4 protein-coding genes are annotated in these 5,198 nt (G+C 46.6%); all 4 read left to right on the top strand.

Annotated elements, in window-relative coordinates; all coding sequences use genetic code 11:
• Positions 1 to 388 precede the first annotated feature (388 nt).
• Positions 389 to 1,540, top strand: coding sequence for a hypothetical protein (locus tag OEM52_13770; GenBank protein ID MDK9701203.1), 1,152 nt, complete (start codon positions 389 to 391; stop codon positions 1,538 to 1,540).
• A gap of 184 nt (positions 1,541 to 1,724) precedes the next feature.
• Positions 1,725 to 2,627, top strand: a complete 903-nt coding sequence (locus tag OEM52_13765) for a branched-chain amino acid ABC transporter permease (GenBank protein ID MDK9701202.1) — start codon at positions 1,725 to 1,727, stop codon at positions 2,625 to 2,627.
• Between the two features lie 75 nt (positions 2,628 to 2,702).
• Entirely contained in the window at positions 2,703 to 3,833 is a 1,131-nt protein-coding gene (locus OEM52_13760) for a branched-chain amino acid ABC transporter permease (GenBank protein ID MDK9701201.1), read from the top strand.
• A 209-nt stretch (positions 3,834 to 4,042) separates the two neighbouring features.
• A partial coding sequence (locus OEM52_13755) for a C25 family cysteine peptidase (protein MDK9701200.1) occupies positions 4,043 to 5,198 on the top strand: 1,156 nt, incomplete at its 3' end.

Below are 5,198 nucleotides of genomic sequence, written 5' to 3'. Positions count from 1 at the left end.
ATATTATTTATTGCTAATCATATAGATATCAATAAATACTTTGAGAGGTGAGTTTGCACAAAACCTGCATGAAAAATGTTTTACAATCGTAGAAACTCGAGCTCTCTCTAACACACTCTCGTGAATGTTTTGTGTTTGTCATAAATATAATAATACTCGTGAGACATTATTTTTACTTCTCGAGTAAGTATTCCCAATCCCTTATCCCGCTTGCTTTTCACAATGTTGATTTCGTAATTTTAGCCGTTTGGATTCTGCTGATGCTGACTTTTAGTTGTTTGGCATCACAGTTCCATCGCGATGAGGGTGACACATAAGAATCAATCTTTAAGGTTCAAAATGTGTGCTCATAATCACTTTCTGTTCCGTCTAACGTAGGAGACATTCAATGACTCGTAAGCTTTTGCTTATCGCATTGGCGATATCACTTCTGATCGCATCGGTTGCTGGTGCTACTGTAACCCGGGTGATGACACTTGGTAATGTCAATCACATCATCAAAGACAAAGCGAACATGTCGCTGTATCCCCAAGCCATCAATTATTATCCCATGTGGGGATCGATGGATCTGCGTGGTTCAGGAGCGAATTCCTTGTACTCCGTTGGTGGTCACTACAAATTTGGATCAGCGATTTACGGCATGTACGTCGGAACTGATGGAATTCCTGAAGGTGGCTATTATGGTCCCGTCGTCGGGGAAACTGGTGCGACTGATATGTCGACTGCACCAAAGTTAAATATGTATTATGGTCGTATGTTAGGTGACATGCCGTTCGGTTTCAATCTTATGTTGTTCCAGAACAGTTGGACCGACAAAACCGCCGGTAGCAGCGCTGAGAAATCCCAAATGTATCTTGGGCTTGGTTTCGGTTTGACCCTACAAGAGAAAATCGATCTCGGATTGAATCTCCGTACCCACAGCTTTACCGAAAAAAATGCAGCGGGAACCGATGTTGCCAAACCGAATGGCGGTTTGAAACTTGATTTGAATGCCCGTTATTGGTATGAGTGGGATGCAGCAACCAAGACCTATTTCGTTCCCTATTTTGGTTTTGCGATGGAAAGCCAAGGTGTTGACTCGAACAGCGTAGGCAAATACTCGATGTCGAGCACCAACATTATGCTTGGCTGTGGTTTCAATACCAGCGTCACGCCAACAACAATGTTTGTTGGCGATTTTGGTATCGGAATCGGTTCCGGTGAACAAAAAATCGAACCAGTTGGTGGTGCGTCGGTAACTGCCAAGACGACTGCAAATCAACTTCCCTACTATCGCATGGGTTTTGAGACGCAAGTTTTCGAGTGGATGGTGGCTCGCGTTGGTGCCGAACGAAAGTGGATTTCTGCCGGTACAGACAAAACTGACGAATGGGCAACCTCTACAACCAATCTATATCTTGGCGCGGGTATGAAACGTGGAGAGTTCCTACTCGATTTGAATGTTGACCCGGGTATTGTGAATCGTGGTCCATACTTCTTAACCGGTAGTGGTGGAAACTGGTCAACTATGGCATCGATTCGTTGGATGCCCTCCAAGTAACTACTCGAATTGGGGGTTAGGCACTCCTGCCTGACTTCAGTTGGAGGTCAGGCACGCTTACCTGACGATATTGATAGGGGCGTAACCTTTACGCCCCTATTTCTTTTACTTTCGCTTCGGAATCCTTGCCCTTCCGACAGAATCCGCTTACTTTCCGAAGATTTCAAACCGCAGTGCCAAAAACATGTTAGCCCAACAAATTCTCAATGGTCTTGTCCTCGGATGTGTCTATGCCCTGATTGCATTAGGGTATACCATGGTGTATGGCATTCTTCAGCTAATCAATTTTGCCCATGGCGAAATCTACATGATTGGTGCGTTTGTTGGTGTAATTCTTTTGGGATGGCTCTCGGCGGATTTCATCAATTCGGTTAATCCGGTGTTTTTGCTCTCAGCGGCTGTGATAGGTGCATCCCTCTTTGCCATCGGCTGGGGGGTCGCATTAGAGAAACTTGCTTATCGTCCATTGCGAAGAGCTGGCAGATTAGCGCCACTAATCACGGCGTTGGGCGCTTCAATTTTCTTGCAGAATTTTGTCATGCTGGCACTCGGAGCACGGGAAAAAGTGTTTCCCGACCTTTTCCATGGCGCAAGCTGGGAACTCGGTTTCCTCCATGTTAGCGCTCCACAAACTGCGATACTGGTGACCGCGCCACTCTTTATGATTCTATTGACATTGATGGTGAAACGGACAAAACTCGGTTTGGCAATGCGGGCTACCGCTCAGGATCCGATGATGGCATCGTTGTGTGGAATGCGGCCGGATGCGGTGATAGTTGCCACCTTCGCAATTGGTAGTGCATTAGCGGCTGTGGCTGGCGTTCTGGTCGGTTCGTTGTACGGAGTCGTAAGTTTTTACATTGGCTATCAAGCTGGGATGAAGGCTTTCACTGCTGCTGTTTTGGGTGGAATTGGAAATCTCCCGGGAGCGATGCTCGGCGGATTTGTATTGGGAATTGTCGAAGCGTTCGGTGCTGGGTACATCTCGTCGGAGTACAAAGATGTCTGGGCATTTGTCCTGTTAATCCTGATACTATTGGTCAAACCCGGCGGGTTGCTTGGTGAGCGGGTCGCCGAGAAGGTGTAACAAAAGTTAAAAACTGAACTACAAGATGACATCTGACGAAAAACAAATACGAATGGCAGCCACCGAAACCCGTGCATGAAAAGGCAATCCAACGAAGTTATGACGAAGTACCTGCTACCAATCCTATTAGGCGTAATCGTTTTCCCCTTTCTCTCGTGGCAGGGAGCTATCTCAGTCATCGTAGGAAGTTTTCTTCTGCTCATTATATCGAGATTTCGTTCGGTAACTTTTTCTACCAAACTCTCTTTACAAAATCATCGACTCATTCGCACATTGCAGCGGTTGACTTCCGATAAACGAGTTCGAATCGGTTTACTGCTCGCGATTCTACTAATGCCGCTCTATCTGCCGCGCTTCCCATTAGAAATTGTTACCCTTGCGTTAATCTACGTCCTGCTTGCCATGGGTCTGGATATTGTTGTCGGGTTAACGGGACTGCTTGCATTGGGTTTCATCGCATTCTACGCCGTCGGTGCTTATACCTACGCACTACTTTCGACACAATTCGGATTGAATTTCTTTCTCGCGTTACCAATCGGAGCAGTTAGTGCAGCATTGGTGGGATTGCTCGTTGGATTACCGGTGATGCGATTGAAAGGGGATTACCTTGCGATTGTCACCTTGGGGTTTGGAGAAATCACTCGTATTGTTTTGAACAATTGGGATTCGGTTTCTGGTGGACCGAACGGAATACTTGGAATTCCTCGTCCCCACTTCTTTGGTGTCAAACTTGCTTCACCGGGAGCATACTACTGGATTATTCTCACATTAGTAGCGCTCGGAGCGATACTCATATATCGGATAGTTCGTTCCAAAACAGGTAGAGCATGGGAAGCGATTCGGGAGGATGAATTGGCAGCAGCTTCCTGTGGTATTCCGGTGGTTCGTTACAAATTACTTGCTTTTTCGTTAGGTGCCGGTTTTGCTGGAGTTGCCGGAGTATTTTTTGCTGGTAGGATGACTCATATCTCCCCGGAGTCGTTCACCTTCCTTGAATCAGTCATGGTCTTATGTATGGTAGTTTTGGGTGGTATGGGTTCGTTACTTGGCGTTGTGATTGGGGCTCTTGCTCTGATCATTCTACCTGAGTTGTTACGGGAAGCTGCGTTGTACCGGATGTTACTATTTGGATTGTTATTGATCGTGATGATGCGTTATCGCCCTCAAGGTTTAGTTCCCGCTCGCCGCTCCGAACGATTTTTCTAATTGCTTACAAATGATGTTGCTTCTTTTCGCACTCCCACCCGAGATAGTTTCATTTGTTTCCGGAAGTCCACTATTTATCTAACACTATGGGAAAAATCACGCAAATGTCTATCGCTATTGACAGCGACAGATTGTTCAGGTACTTTCGGTGGACATTTAATTGAATTCGATTTTACTACCGATTCGGGGTTGCTAACGGTGGAGAGACGATGAAACAGCAAAAATTCTCAGCATTGGTACTTTTGATCTTCTTCTTAGTTGCTGGGTCGGTATTAGCTAATAGACAATGGACACCACAAGATGAGGAGTTTGATGGAGTTCCAATTGAAGGATCGATTCGGATGGAGGTGCAATCGCTCGCGCTTGGTCATCACCGTTTTCGATTCACCGAACCATCAATCTTTATGGAAAGTGTTGAGTTGAATGGTCGTGATTGGACGAACGTCGATATCAAGGGGGAAGGACGGGTTTGGCAAGTTGGCGCTCCGAAACTCCCCGCAATTTACCGAACAATCCGTCTCCCCAATACCGGAAATGTCGAACTCAAAATCGGGAAAATCGAGTACGATGATTTCCCTGACATCGATGTGCTCCCTCAAGTAACCCAGTTAGAGATAAACTCTCAGGGTGATGCAGCAACGTTTGAATTTGCATTCGATAAAGAACTCTATTCCAGTAAGATACCGTTCCCCGAATTGATTGCGATGGTTGGCGAGCCGGCAATTATGCGCGACGCCCGGATCGCAGTGCTCGCAATCCACCCGGTACAATACTTTCCAGCCGAACGTATTCTCCGGGTATACCGCACAATAGAATTAGAAGTACTACCAATCGGTGGTGTTGGAACCAACGAATTCGTAGGACCCCATCGACCTGTACCGAGTTTTGCATCGCTGTACCGTGACATTATCGGTGCCGGTGATTTAGTACTTGAAGCGGAAGAATCGCTTCCCGGACAAATTTTGGTCATTGCCCGTAATGCAACAGAAATCCGCAATGTCTTACAACCATGGGTCGATTGGAAGATCGCTTCTGGTCACCCAGTCCAAGTGTACGCCCCTAACGGAAGTGGCGCTTCTGCCAGCGACTTACTGCCAATTATTCAAACGGCATATGCCACTTGGGATCCTCCACTTGAATTTGTGCAATTGGTCGGCGATGGTGGAACCAGTGGAAATTATTACTTACCCGCTTCTGATGGAAGTATAAGCGATCACGGGTACATGCGGTTGGCTGGTAATGATATCCTTGCCGATGTCTCAGTTGCCCGCTGGTCGGTTGAGACTTTACCACAATTATCGACCTCCATGAATCGTACGATCTTCTACGAACGAAATCCCCACATGACCGATACGACTTGGTATA

The sequence above is a fragment of the bacterium genome, from assembly GCA_030247525.1.
Taxonomy (GTDB): domain Bacteria; phylum Electryoneota; class JAOADG01; order JAOADG01; family JAOADG01; genus JAOTSC01.
This window is presented reverse-complemented; position numbering and strand designations above follow the sequence as displayed.